At 65.6% G+C, this 24,012-nt stretch carries 11 protein-coding genes and 7 pseudogenes; 10 read left to right on the top strand and 8 right to left on the bottom strand.

Annotation, left to right across the window (positions count from 1 at the left end; all coding sequences use genetic code 11):
* Window positions 1-139 precede the first annotated feature (139 nt).
* On the top strand, window positions 140-1,045 hold the full coding sequence (gene mshB, locus CKW46_RS23635; protein WP_482052477.1) for an N-acetyl-1-D-myo-inositol-2-amino-2-deoxy-alpha-D-glucopyranoside deacetylase: 906 nt from the start codon (window positions 140-142) through the stop codon (window positions 1,043-1,045).
* 138 nt (window positions 1,046-1,183) lie between these two features.
* Window positions 1,184-1,615 carry a hypothetical protein gene (locus tag CKW46_RS23630; RefSeq protein WP_117436694.1) on the top strand — a complete coding sequence of 144 codons (432 nt, stop codon included), beginning with the start codon at window positions 1,184-1,186 and terminating at the stop codon, window positions 1,613-1,615.
* 29 nt (window positions 1,616-1,644) lie between these two features.
* On the opposite strand, the gene CKW46_RS23625 is transcribed toward CKW46_RS23630, so the two are convergent.
* Window positions 1,645-2,511 carry a PE family protein gene (locus CKW46_RS23625; RefSeq protein ID WP_086085474.1) on the bottom strand — a complete coding sequence of 289 codons (867 nt, stop codon included), beginning with the start codon at window positions 2,509-2,511 and terminating at the stop codon, window positions 1,645-1,647.
* A gap of 204 nt (window positions 2,512-2,715) precedes the next feature.
* Here CKW46_RS23625 and CKW46_RS23620 point away from each other — a divergent pair, with 204 nt between their 5' ends.
* The 3 genes and pseudogenes from CKW46_RS23620 to CKW46_RS23610 all read left to right on the top strand — a co-directional run bounded on the left by CKW46_RS23620 (window position 2,716) and on the right by CKW46_RS23610 (window position 8,390).
* Window positions 2,716-5,286 (top strand): bifunctional FO biosynthesis protein CofGH, encoded by a 2,571-nt coding sequence (locus CKW46_RS23620; protein WP_482052476.1) that lies wholly within the window; start codon window positions 2,716-2,718, stop codon window positions 5,284-5,286.
* A 571-nt stretch (window positions 5,287-5,857) separates the two neighbouring features.
* A pseudogene (locus CKW46_RS23615) lies at window positions 5,858-6,076 on the top strand (PE family protein); the annotation flags it as partial.
* 463 nt (window positions 6,077-6,539) lie between these two features.
* Window positions 6,540-8,390: a cellulose binding domain-containing protein gene (locus CKW46_RS23610; protein WP_482053466.1), complete on the top strand. Its 1,851-nt coding sequence runs from the start codon at window positions 6,540-6,542 to the stop codon at window positions 8,388-8,390.
* Window positions 8,391-8,599: 209 nt separating this feature from the next.
* Here CKW46_RS23610 and CKW46_RS23605 read toward each other — a convergent pair whose 3' ends face one another.
* From CKW46_RS23605 to CKW46_RS23595, 3 genes are all read right to left on the bottom strand, one after another.
* A complete protein-coding gene (locus CKW46_RS23605; RefSeq protein WP_015356831.1) occupies window positions 8,600-8,932 on the bottom strand; it encodes a hemophore-related protein in 333 nt (110 codons plus the stop codon).
* Window positions 8,933-9,143: 211 nt separating this feature from the next.
* A complete protein-coding gene (locus CKW46_RS23600) occupies window positions 9,144-11,168 on the bottom strand; it encodes an NADPH-dependent 2,4-dienoyl-CoA reductase (protein WP_482052475.1) in 2,025 nt (674 codons plus the stop codon).
* Entirely contained in the window at window positions 11,168-11,734 is a 567-nt protein-coding gene (locus CKW46_RS23595) for a PadR family transcriptional regulator (protein WP_117436696.1), read from the bottom strand. The genes CKW46_RS23600 and CKW46_RS23595 overlap by 1 nt, the downstream gene beginning before the upstream one ends.
* A 213-nt stretch (window positions 11,735-11,947) precedes the next feature.
* Between CKW46_RS23595 and fdxA the strand changes: the two are divergent.
* A pseudogene (gene fdxA / locus CKW46_RS23590) lies at window positions 11,948-12,268 on the top strand (ferredoxin); the annotation flags it as partial.
* Window positions 12,269-12,310: 42 nt separating this feature from the next.
* The gene (gene dapC / locus CKW46_RS23585) at window positions 12,311-13,408 is read left to right on the top strand and encodes a succinyldiaminopimelate transaminase (RefSeq protein WP_482053465.1); all 1,098 of its coding nucleotides are present in this window, start codon (window positions 12,311-12,313) and stop codon (window positions 13,406-13,408) included.
* Window positions 13,409-13,471: 63 nt separating this feature from the next.
* Here the strand turns inward: dapC and CKW46_RS23580 are convergent.
* A pseudogene (locus CKW46_RS23580) lies at window positions 13,472-16,289 on the bottom strand (DEAD/DEAH box helicase family protein).
* A gap of 320 nt (window positions 16,290-16,609) precedes the next feature.
* Here CKW46_RS23580 and CKW46_RS23575 point away from each other — a divergent pair.
* The 3 pseudogenes from CKW46_RS23575 to CKW46_RS23565 form a co-directional block, all read left to right on the top strand.
* A pseudogene (locus tag CKW46_RS23575) lies at window positions 16,610-16,942 on the top strand (FAD-dependent oxidoreductase); the annotation flags it as partial.
* A 138-nt stretch (window positions 16,943-17,080) separates the two neighbouring features.
* Window positions 17,081-18,284, top strand: a pseudogene (locus tag CKW46_RS23570) (ISAs1-like element IS2404/ISMul1 family transposase).
* Between the two features lie 17 nt (window positions 18,285-18,301).
* Window positions 18,302-19,498 (top strand): annotated as a pseudogene (locus CKW46_RS23565) (FAD-dependent monooxygenase); the annotation flags it as partial.
* A gap of 34 nt (window positions 19,499-19,532) precedes the next feature.
* Here CKW46_RS23565 and CKW46_RS23560 read toward each other — a convergent pair.
* From CKW46_RS23560 to CKW46_RS23550, 3 genes and pseudogenes are all read right to left on the bottom strand, one after another.
* Window positions 19,533-21,425: a PE family protein gene (locus CKW46_RS23560; RefSeq protein ID WP_482052474.1), complete on the bottom strand. Its 1,893-nt coding sequence runs from the start codon at window positions 21,423-21,425 to the stop codon at window positions 19,533-19,535.
* 603 nt (window positions 21,426-22,028) lie between these two features.
* A pseudogene (locus tag CKW46_RS23555) lies at window positions 22,029-23,231 on the bottom strand (ISAs1-like element IS2404/ISMul1 family transposase).
* Window positions 23,232-23,350: 119 nt separating this feature from the next.
* Entirely contained in the window at window positions 23,351-23,524 is a 174-nt protein-coding gene (locus CKW46_RS23550) for a PE/PPE C-terminal domain-containing protein (RefSeq protein ID WP_499018371.1), read from the bottom strand.
* Window positions 23,525-24,012: the final 488 nt, after the last annotated feature.

Below are 24,012 nucleotides of genomic sequence, written 5' to 3'. Positions count from 1 at the left end.
TCGGAATCGAACGCAATTGCGTTGTTGACGCTTGTCACTGCAAATATTACAAGCGGCCTACGCGTTTCTGGACGGGCCGCGTGGCCGGGATGGGCCGCGGCCGTGTGTGTGGCGGGTAGGGAAGGCGGGGAAGGAATCCATGCCTGAGACACCGCGCCTGCTGTTCGTCCATGCACACCCCGACGATGAGAGCCTCAGCAACGGCGCGACGATCGCCCATTACGCCGCGCGCGGGGCGCAGGTCCACGTCGTCACCTGCACCCTGGGTGAAGAGGGTGAGGTTATCGGCGACCGATGGGCCCAACTTGCGGTCGATCACGCCGACCAACTCGGCGGCTACCGCATCGGTGAACTCACCGCGGCATTGCAGCGGCTGGGGGTCGATGCGCCCATCTACCTTGGTGGTGCGGGCCGCTGGCGGGACTCGGGCATGGCTGGCACCGAGCAGCGGAGTCGGCGCAGATTCGTCGACGCCGACGACCGGGAGGCGGTCGGGGCGCTCGTCGCGATCATTCGGGAGCTGCGCCCGCACGTCGTGGTGACCTATGACCCCGACGGCGGCTATGGCCACCCTGACCACGTCCAGGCACACGTCGTCACCACTGCCGCGGTGGCCGCGGCGGGCTCGGTGGGCGACTGCGATTACCCGGGTGACCCCTGGGTGGTGCCGAAGTTCTACTGGACCGTCTTGGGGCTGAGCGCGTTCCTGGCGGGCCGGCAGGCGCTGACGCCCGACGATCTACTGCCGGAGTGGGTGCTACCGCCCGAAGACATCCCCTTTATCTACCCGGACGAGCGCATCGACGCCGTCGTGACCGGCGATTCGGACGCGCGGGCGGCCAAGATCGCCGCGCTTGCGGCGCACGCGACCCAGGTCACCGTCGGCCCGACCGGACGCGCGTGTGCGCTGTCCAACAACATGGCGTTGCCGATTCTGGCCGATGAGCACTATCTGCTTGTCGCTGGTAGGGCGGGGGCCCGCGACGAGCGTGGCTGGGAAACAGATCTGCTTGCTGGTCTGGGCTTCACCGGGTTTGGCACGTAGGCTGCCAATCAGGCAGCCATGGAAGGAAACCCGTATGGACCCCGACCTGGACCCCAACTTGCAGCATTGGCAGGACAGGCTGGACAGTCTGCAGTGGGTCATCGGTTCGATCCTGTCCCAGATCGATAGCGTCCCGACCTGACCGCAACCCAATCGCGCGTCGTCTCGAGTGAAGAGGTCGGCGCAATCGATCCCGCGATACGTGCCGTAGTGCTGACGTTGTTGGCCGTGGACGGCGTCCTGTCTGCATTGATGGGGGCTCTGCTGCTGCCGACCTACTTGGGTTCGGTGCCCTTTCCGATCAGTGCACTGATCAGCGGACTGGTCAACGCCGCGCTGGTTTGGGCGGCCGAGCGATGGACCACATCGCATCGGGTGGCGGCGCTGCCGTTGTGGACATGGCTGGCGACCGTGGCGGTGCTGAGCTTCGGTGGGCCCGGCGACGACGTGGTGCTCGGTGGGCGTGGAGTGATGGCCTACGGCGCGCTGATCCTGATCGTGCTGGGGGCCCTGCCGCCGGGATGGGTGCTCTGGCGGCGCCAAGTCCGCGACCGCCCCAACGGCGCCTAGCCGCGCGGACCGAGGCGGTGCTCAGCTGCTCAGAACGGCAGCGGCGGGAACGGCGGGAAGAAGTTCCGTATCCAGTTGATCTCGGTTTGGATGAATTGGTTGACCGACGCCGTGGTCGCCGACCAGAAGTTGCTCAGCCCCTGACTGAACGTGATGGTGCCGTCTAGCCAGTCGAGCGTATTGAACAGGCCACTTTGCACTATCGGCTCAAAAAGGTAGTAGAAGAAATTGATCTGAGGCGCCAGGATGCCGATCCATGGCACCCAGCCCACCGCCCACGAGGCGAGGTTGAAGCCGTACTGCACCCACGGCTCGACGGCGAGGTAGAAGTTCTGGATGGCGGTGGCCACCGACACGGGCAGGATTGCTGCCGGCGCGGCGGCGGCGCTGGCGATCGGTCCCAGCAGCGAGCCCGAGGCCGCCGCGGTGGCGGCGCCGCCCGTCGGCGCCAGCGCCAACATGCTGGCGTTGGCGCCCAGCGCGTTGGAGCCGGCGCCCGCGAAAACACTCTGGACCTTGCTCACCGCGTTGGCCACGATGCCGCCCTGGCCCATCAGCGGCTGCCCGAGCAGCTTCTCGGCGGGGCTGTTCACCGCACTCAGCAGGGTCTTGGCGGCGTTGGCCTCGGCGGATGCATAGGAGTTGGCGCTGGTGTTCAACGCCGCGGCGAATTGGTCGTGAAAGGTCGAGAGCTGCGAACTGAGCCGCTGGTAGATCTCGCCATGTGACGAGAACAGAGCCGCGACCTGGGCTGATACCTGGTCGCCGGCGGCTGCGAGCACTCCGGTCGTCGGAGCCGACGCTGCGGCGTTGGCCGAGCTGATGGTTGTACCAATACCGGCTACATCCGAAGCGGCTGCCGTCAGCGCCTCCGGCACGGCGGCCACATACGACATGGCGTAACACCCCCTGCTGTACCTACTTGGCTGCTAGCGTATCGCGATCGGCGGCGGTTCGCCCCGGACTCACCAAACACATGGCGCGTGCTGGTCCGTCGAGTGCCGGCCCGGCCCTGCCGCTACTGTTGCGCATATGGCACCCGCCAAGGCTCGAATTGTGGACGCACGGATGAAATCGGGGCGTGGGGAAGTTACACCAACGTGCCGCTGACCTCGCGCCAGGAGCCCACCGCCCTGCCCAGCCCCGTCGTTCCGCCCAAGCCCAGTGCATCGGCGCTGCGGCGGGTACTACGGCGCGCGCGAGACGGTGTTGCGCTCAACATCGACGAGGCCGCCGTCGCGATGTCGGCGCGCGGCGACCAGCTGGCTGAGCTGTGTGCCAGCGCGGCCCGAGTGCGTGACGCTGGTCTGGAATCGGCCGGACGCCACGGCACGGGCGGTGGTCTGCCGATCACCTATTCGCGCAAGGTATTCATCCCGGTCACCCATCTATGCCGTGACAACTGCCACTACTGCACGTTCGTCACCGTCCCGGGCAAGCTGCGGGCCCAGGGCGCCGGAATGTATCTGGAGCCCGACGAGATCCTCGATATCGCACGGCGGGGGGCCCAACTCGGCTGCAAAGAGGCCCTGTTCACCCTTGGGGATCGTCCCGAGCAACGTTGGCCAGAGGCGAAGGAGTGGTTGAGCGAGCGCGGGTATGACACCACGCTGGCCTATGTGCGGGCCATGGCGATCCGGGTGCTCGAAGAGACCGGGCTCTTGCCGCACTTGAATCCGGGGGTGATGAGCTGGTCGGAGATGTCGCTGCTCAAACCGGTGGCGCCGTCGATGGGCATGATGCTGGAGACGACGTCGCGGCGGCTGTTCGAAACCAAAGGCCTCGCGCACTATGGCAGCCCGGACAAAGACCCGGCGGTGCGGTTGCGCACTCTGACCGACGCCGGTCGGCTTTCCATACCGTTTACCACCGGTCTGCTGGTCGGCATCGGTGAGACGCTGGCCGAGCGGGCTGACACGCTGCATGCGATTCGTAAGTTGCACAAAGAGTTTGGCCACGTCCAGGAAGTGATCGTGCAAAGCTTCCGGGCCAAGGAACACACCGCAATGGCAGCGGTTCCCGACGCCGGAATCGAGGATTACCTGGCGACGGTCGCGGTCGCCCGGCTGGTGCTCGGCCCGGGAATGCGCATTCAGGCGCCACCGAATCTGGTTTCCCAAGACGAATGTGTGGCGCTGATCGGTGCCGGTGTCGACGACTGGGGTGGTGTGTCGCCGCTGACGCCCGACCACGTCAACCCCGAGCGGCCGTGGCCCGCATTGGACGACCTGGCCGCCGTGACTTCGGGAGCGGGCTACGAACTGGTGCAGCGGTTGACCGCGCAACCCAAGTACGTGCAGGCGGGGGGCGCCTGGATTGACCCGCGGGTGCGCAGACATGTTGTGGCGCTGGCTGATCCGGCGACTGGTTTCGCACGTGAGGTCAACCCGGTGGGTCTGCCGTGGCAGGAGCCTGACGATGTCGCGTCGTCGGGTCGGGTGGATCTCAATGCGGCGATCGACACAGAGGGACGCTGCACCGAGGCGCGTAGCGACCTCGACAGCGCTTTCGGTGACTGGGATGCGGTCCGTTCACACGTGCACGAGCTGGCCGCCCGTGGTCCCGAACGCATCGACACCGATGTCCTGGCCGCTCTGTGTTCCGCCGAGCGTTCTCCCGCGGGCTGTTCCGACGAGGAATATCTTGCGCTGGCCACCGCTGACGGGCCTGCCTTGGAAGCTGTTGCCGCGCTTGCGGATTCGCTGCGACGCGATGCGGTCGGTGACGACGTGACCTTTGTGGTCAACCGCAACATCAACTTCACCAACGTTTGTTACACCGGCTGCCGATTCTGCGCGTTCGCACAGCGCAAGGGCGACGCCGACGCCTATTCACTGTCGGCGGACGAGGTCGCCGATCGCGCCTGGGAAGCCCACGTGGCCGGAGCGACCGAGGTGTGCATGCAGGGGGGCATCGATCCCGAACTTCCGGTTACTGGCTACGCCGACCTGGTGCGCGCGGTCAAGGCTCGGGTGCCCTCGATGCACGTGCACGCGTTCTCTCCGATGGAGATCGCCAACGGTGTGACCAAGAGCGGGCTGAGCATCCGCGAGTGGCTGACCGCTCTGCGTGAGGCCGGTCTGGGCACCATCCCAGGCACCGCCGCCGAGATTCTGGACGACGAGGTGCGTTGGGTGCTCACCAAGGGCAAGTTGCCGACGTCGCTGTGGATCGAGATCGTGAGTACCGCGCACGAGGTGGGGCTGCGGTCGTCATCGACCATGATGTACGGCCACGTCGACAGCCCGCGGCACTGGATTGCCCACCTCAATGTGCTGCGCGATATCCAAGACCGCACCGGCGGGTTCACGGAATTCGTGCCGTTGCCGTTCGTGCACCAGAACTCGCCGTTGTACCTGGCTGGCGCGGCCAGGCCGGGCCCCACTCATCGCGACAACCGCGCGGTGCATGCCCTGGCGCGGATCATGCTGCACGGCCGCATTCCCCACATCCAGACCAGCTGGGTCAAACTTGGTGTCGAGCGCACTCGAGTGATGCTCAGCGGCGGCGCGAACGACTTGGGCGGGACGCTGATGGAGGAGACGATTTCGCGGATGGCCGGTTCCGAACACGGATCGGCAAAGACCGCTGCCGAACTTGCGGCTATCGCCGCGGGGATCGGTCGGCCGGCGCGCCAGCGCACCACAACGTACGCTTCGTTGGCCGCCTAGCGAGTCGCCGGCACCCGGTGGTTTCCTCCGGAGATTACGTTAATGGGCGCCGCGCCGACTGCTGTGGAGTTATACTGCCGCGCAAGCTATTAGAGTTGTCCGCGGATATCGTCGGACATTTGCACGCCGCTGCGCCGAACGCGCGTAGCGGGCATCGCGGCTGGGCAATCACGAGCTCGGCGGAAGTAAGCTCAATCGCGTGCGGTGTCATCTGTCGCCGATGTGTGTTCGCGCGCACCGCACTCAGGAACGGCACTCATCTCCCTCATGGGAACTGATCGACTGGACTGCGGCGGGCGTCCGCAGGTAGATGGCATTGCCGTGCAGGAAGTTTGAGTGTTTGCCCCGATTGGCGCGATGCTTGCCAGGGTGGCTGCTAGGGCAGCGCGGAGTCGGGGCACTCGCGGGCGGTTGTCGTGTTGGTAAACCCGGGCAATGTGCCGAGTTTGTCGAATAACCGACAAAAGTGCGCCGGGCCTTGTCGGCTGAGAATGTCGATGTTAACAATAGACGCTTCAACACTTCTCAATACCTAGCTGGGTCGTGGCACACCGATCGGCAAGGACGGATTATGTCTTTTTTGATCGCAACTCCCGAGTTATTTATCAGGGCAGCAACGAATTTGGAGGCTGTTGGCTCGGCGGTGAATGCAGCCAATTCGGCGGTGAGTTGGACGGAGAAGGTGGCCGCAATGGCTGCCGACGAGGTTTCGGGAGCCGTCGCATCTTGGTTCGGCGGGTTTGCCCAGGAGTATCAAACGGCGACCGCTCAAGCGGGGGCGTTTCACGAGCGCTTCCTGCAGACCTTGGCGGCGAGTGCGGCATCCTATGAGCACGCCGAAGCGGCCAACATCTCCTCGATATCTGGCATCCTTCGATCACTGATGGGTGGTGTTGGCGCGCAGGGTGATTCGGTTGCGCAAACCGGTGGCGGCGGCAACACCGGTCAGGCGGCCGAGGGCGCAAGTAGCGGGCAAGCCGCCGCCAGTGGTGGGGCGGTGAGCCCGAATTCCATCGCTGCTGGTGCGACCAACACCGCGACCGGCAGCGCTGTGATGAGCGGAGGAACCGGCAACGGCGGGACCATCAGTGGTGGTGGCGCTGCCGGCAGTGGTGGCGCCAGCGGTGCGACGACCGCTGCCGCGACCGGCAGTGGCGAACTTGGTGGAAGTGGTGGCGTCGCCGCGCTGAGTAGCGGAGCCGCTACCACCGCCGCAGTCAGTAGCGCCAGCACCGGAGACGGCGGCGTACTCGCTGACATCGCAATGGGACAGCGGTTTCATCGGGCGCTATACGATCACGAACTCGGCGGATACTGCGGCGAGCGACTGGCAGGTCGAATTCGATTTACCTGCAGACGAATCCATTACCAATGTGTGGAATGGGCAGCTCGTCCAGTCTGGCACGCACTACACGGTGACGCCTGAGTCGTGGACACAGACGATCGAGCCGGGCGGGTCGGTCACCGTTGGCTTCCAGGGCGCGCAGACTGGGTCTTACTCGGAGCCTACGAATCTCATCGTCAACGGAGTATCCGTTGGCGGCGGGGGTTCCGGGGACGGCGGTGGCACTGGCACCGGCGGTACTGGCAGCGGGAGCGGCGGGACCGGTGATACGGGTGGTACGGGGAGCGGTACTGGTGATACCGGGGGAACCGGAACCGGAACCGGTGACACGGGCGGCACCGGTGACACGGGCGGCACCGGCACCGGCACCGGTGACGGCACCGGCACTGGCGATGGTGGTGACACTGGTGGAAGTGGTACCGGCGGCACGGTCGGCGACGGAGAGGTTGCCGCAACGTACACGGTGACATCGCAGTGGGACAACGGGTTCGTTGCGAACTACACGATCAGCAATTCCGGGGATAGCGCGCTGACTGACTGGCAGGTCGAATTCGATTTGCCTGCAAACGAATCCATTACCAGCGTGTGGAGCGGGCAGCTCACGCAGACTGGCACGCACTACACCCTGACTCCGGAGTCCTGGACGCAAACGATCGAGCCAGGTGGTTCGGTCGTGGTGGGCTTCCAAGCGATGCACACTGGCGCCTATTCCGAACCGACGAATGTTCTGGTTAACGGACAACCTGCCAGCGGCGGCGGCACCGGTACCGGTGGTGGCACCAGTACCGGTAGCGGCACCGGCACTAGCACCGGCGGTGCCACGGTGGGTGAGTTTTCTCCATACGTCGATATGACCCTTTGGCCGAAGTTCGACTATGCGAGTGCAGCCAACGCGGGAATCGATGACGTCACACTGGGTTTCATCGTCACCGGTGCCGATGGCAATCCGTCCTGGGGCACTTTCTATTCGCTGGACGACCCGTGGATTACCTCCGCGATGGCCGAGATGCAGCAAAACGGTATCGACCCAACCATCTCCTTCGGTGGCGCAGCCAACCAGCCGCTCGCTGTTTCGGCTCCCAACGCGACCGCGCTAGCGTCGGACTACAAATTGGTCACCGACACCTACGGAATCTATAAGTTGGACTTCGACATTGAGGGTGCGGCGTTGTATAACGTTCCAGCACTGACCAACCAGGCCCAGGCGATCGCCATGCTGCAGGCGGAGCAGGCCGCTGCCGGGACCCCGGTCCAGGTTTCCTACACCCTTCCCGTGATGCCGACGGGTCTGACCTCCAACGGGGTGCAAGCATTGCAGATCGCCATCGACAATGGCGTGGATGTTGGCCGCGTGAACATCATGACCATGGACTACTTCGACCCCAGCCTGCAGTACGAGGGCAGGATGGGTGACTACGCAATTCAAGCCGCCGAGAGCGTCCACGGCCAGTTGATGACGCTGTATCCGTCGATGTCCAGCGAGGACGCGTGGGCGATGATCAAGGTGACACCCATGATCGGCGTCAACGACGATCCGAGCGAGGTCTTTACCCTCGCCGACGCCGAAAAGCTGCCTGCTTTCGCCGATGAGAACAACCTCGGCGGGCTATCCATGTGGTCGGCAAATCGCGATTTCCCGGGAGCGGTGGGGCAGCTGTCGAATACCAGCAGCGGAGTGAGCCAACAGGCGTGGGATTTCAGCGAGATCTTCGATGAGTTCGGGGACGATGCCGCCGCCGAGCAGGCCGCTTTGGACTGACCCGACCCCGGCACTCCGCAGGCACCGGATGAGATCCGCAATCACGCTGACGAGAGGTCGCAGCGGCGACGGCGCGATGAGAACGGCTACGGCTGCCCAAAAACAGCGCGACACCTAGCGCTCAGACGTCAGCGATAAACGCGGAAGCCCTCGCGAGCGCTAGGTGACGTGGTGTGCGGCCCCCGAAACGTGGGAGGCGCCTAATCCGCTCAGTAGTTGTTGCAGGACGAGGCGACTGACTCGACCAGCCCGACGTACTGCGACGCCCCAGGCATGGCCTGCAGCTGCGCGGCCATCTGCGCGCGCCGCGGCGGCGGCGACGCGAGGAACGAATGCAGCCAACCCTGCGCCACCGGCGAGGCGTTGAACTGCGCGGCGGCCCCAGGGTCGGTGGCGTTCAGCGCCGCCATCACCTGGCCGTAGTTGCAGGTTGTGTTGATGACCGTATCCAGTGGGCTTGCGGATGCGACCCCCGCGCCGACGCTCAACGACAACGCGAAAGCACCAGCGGCGACATCCAGTCCCGTTAACGACAGCCTCATTTTGTGGACACCTTCCCCAGCTATTGCACCGCCAACGCGGCGACGACATCTGCCCAGCGGTTGCCGCCTTTGAATCAAGACTAGCAGGCCCCGCGGGTTTGCTCCTATCAAACTTTGTATCGGAGGACTCTCTCCGGCTATAACTATCCGCAGTTCAGGGCCGTGGTTGGGGCAGTTTCACCGTAGGCGAAATGGGGTAGCCGGGTAGCCATCACAGGCGGGCGGCAAGCTCGGTGCCCTGTTTGATGGCGCGTTTGGCGTCCAACTCCGCGGCCAGTGCCGCACCGCCGATGATGTGTGGGTCAACGCCGTTGCTGCGCAGGTCGGTCTCCAGGTCGCGCACCGGTTCCTGGCCCGCGCAAATCACCACGCTGTCCACCGCAAGCAGCTGCGGCCGCTGCCGGTCCGGGCCAAAACTGATGTGCAGGCCGTCGTCGCTGATCCGCTCGTAGTTCACCCCGGAGAGCTGCTGAACCCCTTTTGCCTTGACCGAAGCGCGGTGCACCCAGCCGCTGGTCTTGCCCAGGCGCTTTCCCTGTGGCCCCTTGGTGCGCTGCAGCAGATACACCTCACGGGCCGCCGGAGTCGGCAGCGCCGTGGTCAGGGCGCCGCGGGCCTTCTGTGGATCGACAACGCCCCACTCGGCCTTCCATTCCTTGAGGTTCAGGGTGGGCGACGATTCGGTGATCAGGAGTTCGGTGACGTCAAACCCGATGCCGCCCGCGCCGACGACAGCCACGCTCGGCCCGACCGGCTTGGCGCCGGTGATCGCCTCGGTGTAGGTCAATACCTTGGCGTGCGCAATGCCGGGGATGGCCGGTATCCGGGGTGCCACGCCGGTGGCCAGCACCACCTCGTCGTAGCCGGTCAGCTCGTCGGCCGTGGCCCGGGTAGCCAGCCGTACGTCGACGCCGTGCTTGGCCAACATCGTGGAGAAATACCGAATGGTTTCGTTGAATTCCTCCTTACCCGGAATGCGACGGGCCAGGTCGAACTGGCCGCCGATGAAGTCGTTGGCCTCAAACAATGTCACCCGGTGGCCCCGCTGGGCGGCGGCGACCGCCGCCGCCAGGCCGGCCGGGCCGGCCCCGACGACGGCCACGGTGCGGGCACGTTGGGTGGGGGACAGCGTCAACAGCGTTTCGTGTCCGGCTCGGGGGTTGAGCAGACAGGACACCTTCTTCTTGACGAAGACATGATCAAGGCAGGCCTGATTGCACGCGATGCAGGTGTTGATCTCGTCGACCCGGCCGGACTGCGCTTTGAGCACCCATTCCGGGTCGCTCAGCATCGGTCTGGCCATCGATATCAGCGCCACGTCGGTGTCGGCCAGGATCTGCTCGGCGGCCTGAGGCATGTTGATCCGGTTGGATGTCATCACCGGGATGCTGACCTGCTCGGCTACCGCATTGCTGATGTCGACGAACGCGCCGCTGGGCACCGAGGTGACGATCGTTGGAATTCGCGCCTCGTGCCACCCGAAACCGGAGTTGATGATCGTGGCACCGGCTGATTCCAGTTCGGTTGCCAACGCCACGATTTCGTCCCAGCTCTGGCCGCCCTCGACATAATCGGCCATCGACATCCGGTAGCAGATGATGAAGTCGGGGCCGACCGCGGCGCGGGTGCGCCGGACGATCTCGACGGGGAATCGGCGGCGTTTGGCCGGTGTCCCGCCCCACGAGTCGGTGCGCTTGTTGGTTCGGGGCGCCAGAAACTGGTTGAGCAGATACCCTTCGCTGCCCATGATTTCGACCCCGTCGTAGCCCGCTTCTTGGGCCAGCTGTGCGCATCGCGCGAAGTCCGCGATGGTGGCTTCCACGCCGCGCGAGGTCAGTTTGCGCGGCCGAAACGGATTGATCGGGGCCTTGATCGAGGAAGCGCTGACCGAAAGGGGTTGATACGCATAGCGTCCCGCGTGCAGGACCTGCAGCAGGATCTTGGCGTCCGCGTCGTGCACCGCACCGGTGATGCGCCGGTGCCGCCGGGCCTCGGCCGGCGTCACCAGTTCGGAGGCGAACGGGTAGAGCCAACCGGTGCGATTGGGTGCGTACCCGCCGGTGATCAGCATTCCGACGCCGCCGCGGGCCCGCTCGGCGAAGTACTCGGCGAGTCGGTCGGTGTCCTTGGGCCGGTCCTCCAATCCGGTGTGCATCGAACCCATGACCACGCGGTTACGCAGTGTGGTGAACCCGAGATCCAACGGAGACAACAGATTTGGGTAGGGACTGGTCATCATTTCTCCTCGAGTGCTTGAGCTACCTCCCCGAGCCATTCGATGGCACTTTCTTCGGCCCGGATTCCGCCGCGCAGCACGACGTACTGATGCAACGCGGCGCCACTGAGTGCCGACGGATCCGGAAAGCTGTGCTTTTCGATTCCGCGGTAGGTGTCTAGCGCCTGGACACGTTCGGCGCGCAGCGCGGTGACTTGGCTGCGCAGCGTTTCCCTATCGCCATAGACGGCACCGCGCAGCTTGACCGCGATGTCGCGAGTGCTGCTGTCGGTCAGCGCGCTCGCGCGGCCAGGACGGGTCGGGCTGGGTGGCTCAGCGATCCAGCGGGCCAACTCCTGGCGGCCATTGTCGGATACCGAATAGACCTTCTTATCGGGTCGGCCGTGCTGGACCACGGGCTTGGCATGCACCCAGCCGTTGCTCTCCATCAACCGCAATGTGCGATAGATCTGCTGGTGGGTGGCGGTCCAGAAGTGTCCGATGGAGCGATCGAATCGGTGGGCCAGTTCATAGCCCGAGCCGGCCTGTTCGGACAGCGATACCAATATCGCGTGTGGTAGTGCCACCCGCGCAGCATAGATCGCACCCCGGGGTGCTATGCAACTAGGTGCATATAGGCGGCGGACCCCGACGAGCGTGCCAATTAGTTGTGTTGTATATGCAACGTCTAGTATCAGTAACCGAACGCTCGGCCTAACCGTGGCTCGGAAGAAGCCCGGGTCCAGGCGAGTAACAGCCCACATCAAGCAGTACTCAAAGGACACGTTGAGGAGACGTCCGTGACGTACACGATCGCCGAGCCTTGCGTCGACATCAAGGACAAGGCATGCATCGAAGAATGCCCGGTCGACTGCATCTATGAAGGTGCCCGGATGCTCTACATCCACCCCGACGAATGCGTCGACTGTGGAGCCTGCGAACCGGTCTGTCCCGTCGAAGCGATCTACTACGAAGACGATGTGCCTGAGCAGTGGAGCCAGTACACGCAGATCAACGCAGATTTCTTCGCAGAACTTGGCTCTCCCGGCGGCGCCGCCAAGGTCGGTATGACCGAGAACGACCCCCAGGTGGTCAAGGATCTGCCGCCGCAGGGCGAAGAAGGAAGAAGACTGAGCGGGCCACTAGATCCCCGGAGCCGCAGCTTGCGCGTTTCAGCGTCACTACCGGAATTCCCCTGGGACACGTTGGCCGAGGCGAAAGCGCGGGCCGGGGCGCATCCGGACGGCATCGTCGACCTCTCCGTCGGTACCCCGGTGGATCCCGTCGCGCCGCTGGTCCAAGAAGCGCTGACGGCCGCCGCCTTCTCGCCGGGCTATCCCGCCACCGCGGGCACCGCTGGCCTGAGGGAATCCGCAGTGGCCGCCTTGGCTCGCCGGTACGGCATCACCGAGCTGGCCGAGTCGGCGGTCCTGCCGGTGATCGGCACCAAGGAGTTCATCGCCTGGTTGCCGACACTGCTGGGTCTGGGGTCCGCGGATGCGGTGGTGGTTCCGGAGCTGGCGTACCCGACCTATGAGGTGGGTGCGCGGCTGGCGGGCGCGCGGGTGCAGCGGGCTGACTCGTTGACTCAGTTGGGCCCGCAATCGCCGGCCCTGCTGTATTTGAACTCTCCGAGCAACCCCACCGGCCGTGTGCTGGGCATGGAGCACCTGCAGAAGGTAGTCGAGTGGGCGCGCGGACGGGGCGTCATCGTGGCCTCTGACGAGTGCTATCTGGGCTTGGCCTGGGATGCCCAGCCGCTGTCGGTGCTGCATCCGGCGGTTTGCGGTGGCGATCACACCGGGTTGCTGGCAGTGCACTCGCTGTCGAAGAGTTCGTCGTTGGCCGGGTACCGCGCGGGTTTTGTCGCCGGGGATCCGGAACTGATCGCCGAGCTGCTGGCGGTGCGCAGACATGCCGGGATGATGGTGCCGACGTCGGTGCAGGCCGCCATGGTCGCAGCCCTGGACGATGACGATCACGAAAAGCAGCAGCGGGAGCGATATGCGCAACGACGTGCGGTGCTGCTGCCGGCGTTGACCTCCGCGGGGTTCAGCGTCGACCATTCCGAGGCTGGCCTGTACCTCTGGGCGACGCGCGGCGAAGGATGCCGGGACACGGTTGCCTGGCTGGCCGAGCGCGGCATTCTGGTTGCCCCCGGTGAGTTCTACGGTCCGGCGGGGGCCCAACACGTGCGGGTGGCGTTGACCGCCACCAAGGAGCGGATCGCCGCCGCGGTACGGCGGCTGGGCGAGCCGTGACCGCACCCGTAATCACGGTGATCGGGCGCGCTCGATCTGACAAGATCTGACAACGGCGCCGGCTCACCGCCAGGTCGTGCGCAGCTGCGTGGTCACCGACAGCGGGTTGTCGCCGCGGAACAGATCGAGAATCGCCTGGCCCTCCGGTGAATCCGCCGGCAGCTGTCGGGGCGGGCCGATGTGACGTCGCCACGACTGAGCCAGGCTTTGCCTGCGATCTTTGCGTCGGGCAAACCACCTCGGTACCGCGTGCCAGGCGATCGCCCCGGGCAGCGGAAGCCCCATGGCGGCGCGGGCGGCGAAGATTCCCCGGGCGAAACGCCCGGACGGCGGTGTGAGGATCTTGCGCCCGATCAGGTAGCGCGGTTCGGTCAGCGGCGCGAGCAGCTCATCGAGGGCTTCGGTAAACCGGCGAGACTGCTCGGTGGGCACATCGCCCAGCTCGCACCGGATCCATCCGTCCTGATCCGAAGTCATCCGCAGCGCTTCGGACCCCCTTTCGGCGCCGCCTGCCGCGTTGAGCCCATCGGCGACGGCGGCGGCGAGTTGTTCGAGAGCGTTGGGTGCGTGGGCGAGGCGGCGACTTTCGGCGGCGGCGGCCGTCGCCAACAGTGCGGCGCCCGCTGCCATGATGCCGCCCGCGGTGGTGGCCCCCGCCAGCGGACCGAAGTTGACCGCGGTGACGGCGGCGCCGGCACTGGCACCGATGGCCGAGACGCCGGCAAGCGCACCCCTGGCAAACCGCGCCGGACTGGGGTGACCCGGTACCGGCGGGGTCAATGCCGAGGCCGCGATGCGGGGTGCGGCGACGCCAAACGGGTGCGCGGCTCTTACTCGGATGGTCGCGACATCGATACCTTCATAGGGCTCGCCGATCCGCCACCAGGTCCTCGCTTCGGCCCGTTGGCTGGCGCGTTGCAGGGCGCGCGCGGTGATGGCCTGGGCATCGGCGGCCGGTGGACTGTATGGGGACAGCGCCGGGTCGCAATGCGTTACCCCGGATTCGATGAGCCCCTGTGGGCTGGCCGCGTAGTGCCCGTCGTGCTTGCGGACCAGCCGCAGGTAGTCGGCCTCCCCGCGGATGTTCGGTGGTGAAGCAGCAGACCGACCAGTTGTTGGCGACTTTCTGAGCGTCGTTGGGGTCCTTGCGAATTGCCCGGCCCCGCATCTGCGTGATCGCAGCTTGGGTGGTTGCACTCGTCAGGTCGATGTTGACGTTGACCGCCGCGCAATCCCATCCCTCTCCGAGCAGCGCGCGGGTGCCGATCATGACGCGGGAATGTCCGGCCAGGAAGTATTCGGTAGCCAGCGCCACCCAGGTTCGGGGCGTGAAGGTGCCGCCACCGCGCAGCGTCCGCAGGGCGGGTTGGGTGTCGAGTGGCTCGGCGGTCACGAGCAGGCCGCGCTCGGCGCAGAAGTCGACCAGCTGTGTTGCGATCGCGGCCGGGCAGGCGAAGGTTTGGCCGGTCACCAAAAGCGCGTTGAGGGGGCTGTTCCGCCGGCTGTCGGACGCCGCGAGCATGGCGGTGACCAGCTGGGCCGAACCCGACTGGTTGCTCAGCGGCGCACCCTTCAGCGACGTCGGGAGGGTGCCTGACATCGATTCGAAGTCGCACAACACCAGCGCCCGCAGTCCCGATCCCAGGACGGCGTCTTCGGTGTCGAGGATGTGTGTGGTGGCGGCGATCTTCGACTCCGACAGTGCGCACACCCGATCTACCGGGGAGGTGGCCACTCGTACGCCGCGACTGGTCAGCCGGTAGCCCAAGCCGGGTAGCACCCGCTTGATCGCGGCAAGTGCCTGCGCGTCGCGTGGATCGTCGCTTTGCTGCAGGTGCCCGACGCTGAAGTCGGTCAAGGCAATGACCCAATCTTGGGCATCGGGGGGAACCCGGTGTTGTTCGCGCAGGCGGGCACCGTCGGGCAAGGGAATCAGACCGTCGTAGGCGAAGCGCAGACCGCTGCAGGCGAGATCGGGCTCGGCGCGTTCGAACGTCGACCAGGCGATCTGATTGCCGTCACGTGTTGATCTGTCCACGATCCGGGTACGCAGCCAGGAGGCCAGCGACATGCTGCCCACCTGTTGGTCGATGAGTGCCAGCATGAGCTCGGCGAAGCGAGCCCGATGGGTTGCCACCCAGGCCTGTTCCTCCGGCGTCGGTTCGGTGAGATAGATCAGCTCCTGATAGGGCGCGAGGTCGCCCTCCTTGACCAGAGCGGGTGTTGGAACCGCGAAGTCGGCGGCGCCGAATAACTCGTCATGCAAGGTGTGCTGCCAGGCGGTGAGTTCTGTTACCGGGGTTGCGGTGAGCCCGATCAGTGCGGTTTGCGGGCCCAGGACCGACCCGAGCGCGGCGACAAGCGCACCCCAAGTGGCCAGCAGGTGATGGCATTCGTCGAGCACCAGCGTCCAAGGGCCCAACGTTGCCGCCCGCTCGATCAACGCCCTGCCGTTCGGGTGCAACAGCTCCAATAAGGCCTGCTGGTCACGGCTGCGCAGCACTTCTCGCCGGACGGCCGAATCCGTTTCGTCGTCGATGACCGCAAGGGACTGGTAGGTCAGCACGTTCATCGCCGACGCCAGGTCGCGCTCGGTTCCACACCTGGCCGCGGACGGGTCCGTCGAGGGAAAGCGTCCATCCCAGGTGGCGGCCCACTGTGCCTGTACCGCCGTGTTGGGCACCAACACCAGGGTGCGCCGGCCCAGCCGGCGCGCCGCTTCCAGTCCGATCATTGTCTTCCCGGCACCTGGCGGCAGGACCAGATAGCACCGGTTGTCCCCGCTGGCGACGTCAGCGTCAAACGCGTCCAACGCTTGCTGCTGATAGACCCGCCAGGTACCGGCGAAGCTCCTCGATTCAAGATCCTGGCGCGGCTCCACGAGAGCCCACCCTAGCCAGCGGTGTGTGCGGGTCACTGGCAATCGGCACGCATCGTGGCGACCGCCGGCCGTGGAGACGCTCCCGGGCCCGCCCATTTGTTGGCACCGCTACCCGATGACCCGCTGGACGCGACTGACGGCAAGGGAAAGTGGCAAGCCCTAGTTGCCCCCCACTCTCAATTTATAGGGCACTGGGGGCTTGCGGCAAGACCGGGGGTGGGGCGCAAAATCGCTGGCCAAGACCGGGATCTGTGGGAATTGGGGGTTGCGAAATGCCAAAGCCGTCGTCGCCGGATCGATCGCGAAACGGGCTCGAACCGATGGCTGACCATGCGGTGGTGGTTGTCGGTGCAGGACCGACAGGGCTGATGTTGGCAGGTGAGTTGGCGTTGGCAGGGGTTGACGTTGCCGTCGTCGAGCGACGGGTCAGCCAGGATCTGGTTGGCTCGCGTGCCGGCGGCCTGCATTCACGCACCATCGAGGTTCTTGATCAGCGCGGCATCGCCGACCGGTTCCTCGCGCAAGGTACTGCCACGCAGGTCGCCCGATTTGCCGCAATCCCGTTGGACATCAGCGACTTTCCCACCCGACACAACTATGGCCTGGCGTTGTGGCAAAACCGCATTGAGCGGATCCTCGCCGAATGGGCAGGGCTCCGGCGTTGTTGATTAGCAGGCTTGTGAGCTGGGTTGATGATCTTTGGTGCCGCGCTATTGGGGCCGGAGTGTAGGCACGGGCTATCTGGAGAACGATCGAGTTGGTTACTGTTCGTCGTTGGTCTGGAGTTGCCCGTGCCTACCGTTTCAGTATTGCCTGTGTCGTCGGTTCCAGAGGTGTTCGACCGCTGGAGTCCTGGTGAGCGTAGCGAGCTCATCGGATCGGAGTTTCTCGATGTGTTGGCCTCGGTGCCAGACCCGAGGGACCCACGCGGTCGGAGGTATTCGCTGATGGCTTTGTTGGCGATCGCGGTTCTGGCCACTGCCGCGGGGATGTGCGGCTATGCTGGTTTTGCCACATGGGCGGCCACCGCTCCCGATGATGTGTTGGCCTAATTAGGGGTCCGGTTCCGGCGGCCCAGTGAGAAGACCTTCCGCGCTGTTTTGTCTCGGCTAGACCCCGCCGACCTCAACGCCAGGATGGGCAGTTACTTCACTGCACACGTGGCCAGCAGCGACCCCAGTGGATTGGTGCCGATCGCGTTGGACGGCAAGATGCTGCGTGGTGCCTTTACGCGCCAAAGCGACAGCCACGCATCTCGTGTCGGTGTTCGCCCACCGTGCCCGATTGGTGCTCGGTCAACTCGCTGTCGCCGAGAAAAGCAATGAAATTCCCTGCGTACGTGCCCTGCTCACGCTGCTGCCGGGTAGCTTGCGGTGGCTGGTCACCGTGGATGCGATGCATACCCAGGTCGTCACCGCGAAGTTGATCTGCGCCACCTTGAAGTCGCACTACCTGATGATCGTCAAGTCCAACCAAGCCAAAATACTTGCGCGTATCACCGCGCTGCCCTGGGCCGAGGTGCCCACAGCCGCTACCGACGACTCCCGCGGCCACGGCCGTGTCGAGACCCGCACCCTGCAAATCATCACCGCTGCACGAGGAATCGGCTTCCCCTACGCAAAACAAATCATCCGGATCACTCGTGAACGCTTGATCACCGCCACCGACCAGCGCACCGTGGAGGTGGTCTATGCCATCTACAGCCTGCCGTTCGAGCACGCCCGCCCTACCGCGATCATGACCTGGATGCGTCAACACTGGGGAATCGAGAACAGCCTGCACTGGATACGCGACGTCACCTTCGACGAAGACCATCAAAGGGCACATACCGGAAACGGCGCACAGGTCCTAGCAACGCTACGCAACACCGCGATCAATCTGCACCGCCTCAACGGCGCCGACAACATCGCCGAAGCCTGCCGGATCACCGCTTTGACCGCCAACCGCCGCCTAGACCTCCTCAATCCACAATTCCCCAGCTCACAAGCCTGCTAATCAACAACGCCGGAGCCCTGGCCGAATGGGTTGCCGAGCTGCGGGTTCGGATCTATCGCGGATGTGAAGTCACTGATATCACCCAGGACGACAACGGAGTCGACATCACGCTGTCTGATGGCCCGCCATTGCGTGCGGAATACGTCGTGGGGTGCGACGGAGGACGTAGCCTGGTCCGCAGGGCGGTTGGTATCGACTTCCCTGGCTGGGATCCGACAACGAGCGCGCTGATCGCCGAAGTCGAGGTGGCAGTCGGGTCCGAATCGGGCCCGAACCTCGGCCCGGTCCGCCACGACGCCCTCGGCGTCCACGGCTTCACCAGGTTGCCGGACGGTGGTCCGCTACGGGTGGTGGTGACCGAGCGGCAGCTCGATGCCGGCGGGGAACCCAGCCTGGGCGATCTCAGCGCGGCGCTCACCGCCGTGTACGGCACCGACTACGGGATTCACAGTCCCACTTGGATTTCCAGATTCACCGATCTGACGCGGCAGGCCGCGACGTACCGACAGGGACGCGTCCTGATCGCCGGCGATGCCGCACACGTGCATGATCCAGTCGGCGGGCAGGGCCTCAACACGGGCGTCCAGGATGCGGTGAATTTGAGATGGAAGCTGGCCCAAGTGGTCAATCGCAGGTCGCCGGAAAGCCTTCTCGACACCTACCATGCCGAACGCCATCCGATCGTCGCCCGCGTGCTACGCACCACGATGGCCCAAGTCGCGCTGCGTCGTATGGACGACCGCAAAAAAGCGTTGAGCGACACCATTTCCGAGCTCCTCATGATGGAGGAGCCGCGAAAAAGGTTTGCCGCGATGATGTCCGGGCTAGACATTCGTTATGACCTCGGTGGGGGACACCCGCTACTCGGTCGCCGCATGCCCGATCTGGACCTGGCTACCTCCGATGGCCCGCGGCGGGTCTTCACCTACCTGCATGCGGCCCGGCCGGTGCTGCTCAACCTCGCTGAGCCCGGCCGCTTCGACATCGCGGGATGGCAGCATCGAGTCCTGCCGATTGACGCGAAATATGCTGGTGTCTGGGAGCTTCCGGTACTAGGCGCGATCGCTGCTCCGGATGCGGTGTTGATTCGACCCGACGGGTATGTCGCCTGGGTAGGAGATGACCTCACCGACCGTGGACTCTTCGATGCGCTTACCGCCTGGTTCGGGCGCCCAGCGGTCCCGAGCCCGCGACTGCGGGCATCGGCACCCTGATCAACCACTATGCGGGGTGCGCGCTCGGCAGGTATCAGGCCATGCCGCCGGGATCACCGGGTTCCCCGTCGGTCCCGTTCATGCCGTCGGCGCCCGCACTTCCGGTGCCCGCACGCCCGCTCGATCCGGGGTCACCCCCCTGCCCGCGCAGGCCACCAGTTCCGCCGGAGCCCCCGGCGGCGTTGCTGCCAGCGCTACCGGCGGCGCCTAGCAGGCTGCCCGAACCGCCCTCGCCGCCGGCGCCGCCATCGCCACCGTGGCCGCCGACTCCACCGTGGCCGCCGACTCCGCCGTTGCCAATAATGCCGTCGTAGGACAGGTTGTCGCTGTTGCGCACGCCGCCGTTGCCGCCGAGGCCGTCTTGTGCGCCGTCGCCGCCCACCCCGCCGGTCCCACCGAGGCCGCCGTCGCCGCCGGCGCCGCCAAGACCGGCCAGCAGACCGGCGCGGCCGCCTGCACCGCCCTGTCCGCCGGCGCCACCGTCACCACCCAGCCCGCCGTCACCGCCGATGCCCCCGGTGCCGCCATCGCCGCCGCTACCTCCCGCGGGAATCTTCTCGCCGAATGGGCCGTGGCCGCCGTTGCCGCCGTTGCCCGCTACGCCGCCATTGGCACCAGCTGCGGCCGCTCCGCCTTGGCCGCCCAGGCCGCCGGCGCCGCCGGCGCCGCCATCGCCGGCCAGCAGTCCGCCGTTCCCGCCGGCTCCGCCCTGGCCACCGCTACCGCCCGCTTGCCCGTTGCTGCCGGAACCGCCATGGCCACCGTCGCCGCCGGCACCGCCAGTGCCGGGGCTGGGAGTGAAGAAGCCACCACTACCGCTGTCGCCGCCTTTGCCGCCGTTGCCGCCGGTACCGCCCACCGCACCGGCGCCGCCGTCGCCGCCGGCGCCACCGTTATTGCCGTCACCGCCGGCGCCCCCCGATGTTGCGGACCCACCCGAAAAGTTGTTGGCACCGGCGCCGCCATTGCCGCCACCGCCGCCGGTGCCGCCGAGCGCGCCGGGGCCGCCGTCTCCGGCGAGGGCACCGTCGCCGCCGGTACCTCCCGATGCCGTCGATGTGCCGGGGCTGCCCTGGCCGCCGGAGCCGCCGTCGCCGCCCTCTACCCCGGTCACGGTGCTTGAATCACCCGGACCGCCGTTTTCTCCTACCTCGCCGCCCGTGCCCGAGGTTGCCTGACCGGTCGGGGATACCGGGCCGGGATTGACGGCGTCGGGACCTTGTGCACCCTGTCCGCCCTGCCCGCCGGCGCCACCGGCGCCGAACAGTCCGGCGCTGCCGCCCGCCCCGCCGTTGCCGCCGGTGCCGCCGACCACCATCGCGGTCCCGCCGTTTCCGCCCGCACCACCATTGCCGAACAGCATCCCGCCGGATCCGCCGACGCCGCCGGTGGCACCCGCGCCGCCGGCCCCACCGGCCCCACCGTTGCCGATAAACCCGGCGGCGCCGCCATTGCCGCCGGTCTGCCCGGCGGCCCCGGTCGCGCAGGCCCCGCCGTTACCCCACAGGATTCCGCCGGCACCACCGTTACCGCCCGGCGTCGTGGCGTTGGCGCCGTCACCGATCAGCGGCCGGCCGAACAGCGACTGCGCGGGCGCATTGATCGCGTTGAGCGTCAGGTCTTGTAGGGCCTGCAATGGAGATGAATTGGCGGCCTCGGCGGCCGCATACGCCCCGGCCCCGGTGTTGAGCGCCGACATGAACCGGGCATGGAAGGCCGAAGCCTGCGCGCTGATTGTCTGATACCCCAGGGCATGCTCGTCGAACAGCGCCGCGATGGCGGCTGACACTTCGTCGGCGCCGGCTGCCAGCAGGCCGGTCGTGGGCAGGGCCGCCGCCGCGTTGGCCATCTCGAGGTTTGACCCAATGGTCGCCAATTCCGAGGTCACCGCCGCCATAGTTTCTGGCACTGCGAATACGAAAGACATCCAACACCTCCGCAAACGTTTGTCTGTTCGAGCCAGCCCCCGAGTGTCTTGATGGCCCGGACTGCTGCAGCTTATCCACAATCAAGACGTCCGCACTGCCATTAACGGAAAATTCATATGACCAAAGTTTTTCAGTCTAATTAATTTGTCACATGATGATTTTTTCGTTGAATGTTGTCAATTCATTCATTGTATTCATAGCTGCTCAACTTAGGGTTCAGGATGATCGTCACGTCCCGGATGCGCGCCGGTGCCTGGTGGTTGCCGCTGGTCCGTTCGGCCAGCGCTGGTACCCAATAGGCGGCCGATTGACAGTGCCCGCGAACCATGTGGACTGCCGAATCATTATGTTTAGAAGCTACTTTCGGGCAGTCGGCCAGTGTCCAGCGGGTGTGGTGCTCCCGCGAGGGCAGCAGATCTCGGCCGCTAACCGCCGAAGGCGGGACGGGGCATCCTGAATGCGCGGCGCCCGTTGCGCAGCACCACGCTGTCCATTCGACTTTGCGAGCCTGCCGTTGGCGCGGCACCCAAGATATTTGCCCCCGGATTATCGGCCGTCATTGTCGCAGCTTGGGGGTTTATTCAGGGCTCCGGCGTTGTTGATTAGCAGGCTTGTGAGCTGGGGAATTGTGGATTGAGGAGGTCTAGGCGGCGGTTGGCGGTCAAAGCGGTGATCCGGCAGGCTTCGGCGATGTTGTCGGCGCCGTTGAGGCGGTGCAGATTGATCGCGGTGTTGCGTAGCGTTGCTAGGACCTGTGCGCCGTTTCCGGTATGTGCCCTTTGACGGTCTTCGTCGAAGGTGACGTCGCGTATCCAGTGCAGGCTGTTCTCGATTCCCCAGTGTTGACGCATCCAGGTCATGATCGCGGTAGGGCGGGCGTGCTCGAACGGCAGGCTGCAGATGGCATAGACCACCTCCACGCTGCGCTGGTCGGTGGCGGTGATCAAGCGTTCACGAGTGATCCGGATGATTTGTTTTGCGTAGGGGAAGCCGATTCCTCGTGCAGCGGTGATGATTTGCAGGGTGCGGGTCTCGACACGGCCGTGGCCGCGGGAGTCGTCGGTAGCGGCTGCGGGCACCTCGGCCCAGGGCAGCGCGGTGATACGCGCAAGTATTTTGGCTTGGTTGGACTTGACGATCATCAGGTAGTGCGACTTCAAGGTGGCGCAGATCAACTTCGCGGTGACGACCTGGGTATGCATCGCATCCACGGTGACCAGCCACCGCAAGCTACCCGGCAGCAGCGTGAGCAGGGCACGTACGCAGGGAATTTCATTGCTTTTCTCGGCGACAGCGAGTTGACCGAGCACCAATCGGGCACGGTGGGCGAACACCGACACGAGATGCGTGGCTGTCGCTTTGGCGCGTAAAGCACCACGCAGCATCTTGCCGTCCAACGCGATCGGCACCAATCCACTGGGGTCGCTGCTGGCCACGTGTGCAGTGAAGTAACTGCCCATCCTGGCGTTGAGGTCGGCGGGGTCTAGCCGAGACAAAACAGCGCGGAAGGTCTTCTCACTGGGCCGCCGGAACCGGACCCCTAATTAGGCCAACACATCATCGGGAGCGGTGGCCGCCCATGTGGCAAAACCAGCATAGCCGCACATCCCCGCGGCAGTGGCCAGAACCGCGATCGCCAACAAAGCCATCAGCGAATACCTCCGACCGCGTGGGTCCCTCGGGTCTGGCACCGAGGCCAACACATCGAGAAACTCCGATCCGATGAGCTCGCTACGCTCACCAGGACTCCAGCGGTCGAACACCTCTGGAACCGACGACACAGGCAATACTGAAACGGTAGGCACGGGCAACTCCAGACCAACGACGAACAGTAACCAACTCGATCGTTCTCCAGATAGCCCGTGCCTACACTCCGGCCCCAATAGCGCGGCACCAAAGATCATCAACCCAGCTCACAAGCCTGCTAATCAACAACGCCGGAGCCCTGGGGGTTTATTTCCGGCCGGGCCAGTGGCGTATTTGTCGGGTCAGCGATCGGACTAGCCGTTGCCCAGCTCTGCGGAACCGACAATTTGCCGACCGGCACCGCTTCGCCGAATTTTGCCAACACGGTGCCGCCAAGATTGGCCGCGCCCACCGGTCGGAGTCCAGCTGTGCCCGGCCGTACCCCGGTGGGGCCGGTCTGCAGGTCCGTTCGGTACAGCCCGGTGCCGGCGCTCATCGCCGAGGTAGTGGTACGGCTGAAGGCGGCGGCGAGGTTCGCAGGGCCGGTCAGAGTGTTGACGTTGTCGAGTGCCGTGAGCGGTGCAGATGCCAATGGGGACACGACCGATGAAACAGACGTCGGACTCGCTGCTGTCGCGCTGGTTGTGTTGGTCGCATTCGCGGAGTACCCGGACGCCAGGGCCTGCAATTGTTGCGGCACAGCGGAGATCAGCGCTGCCCGTGCTTGCCCCGGGACGAGATCTGAGGCCTGGGCTACCGCGGTCGCCTGGCCGGACTGTCCGCCGTCGGACGTGATCCGCGGCGGCCGGCCAAATGGAGTCAATATGGTTGCGGCCGAACAGGATGCGGCGTACCCACCACATGGTGGCGGCGTCTTGGGCCCACATTTCGGCGTAGGCG

Origin of the sequence: Mycobacterium liflandii, from assembly GCF_022354805.1 — a bacterium.
GTDB lineage: Bacteria > Actinomycetota > Actinomycetes > Mycobacteriales > Mycobacteriaceae > Mycobacterium > Mycobacterium marinum.
The sequence above is the reverse complement of the archived record's forward strand: the minus strand, read 5'-3'. Positions and strand labels throughout refer to the sequence as shown.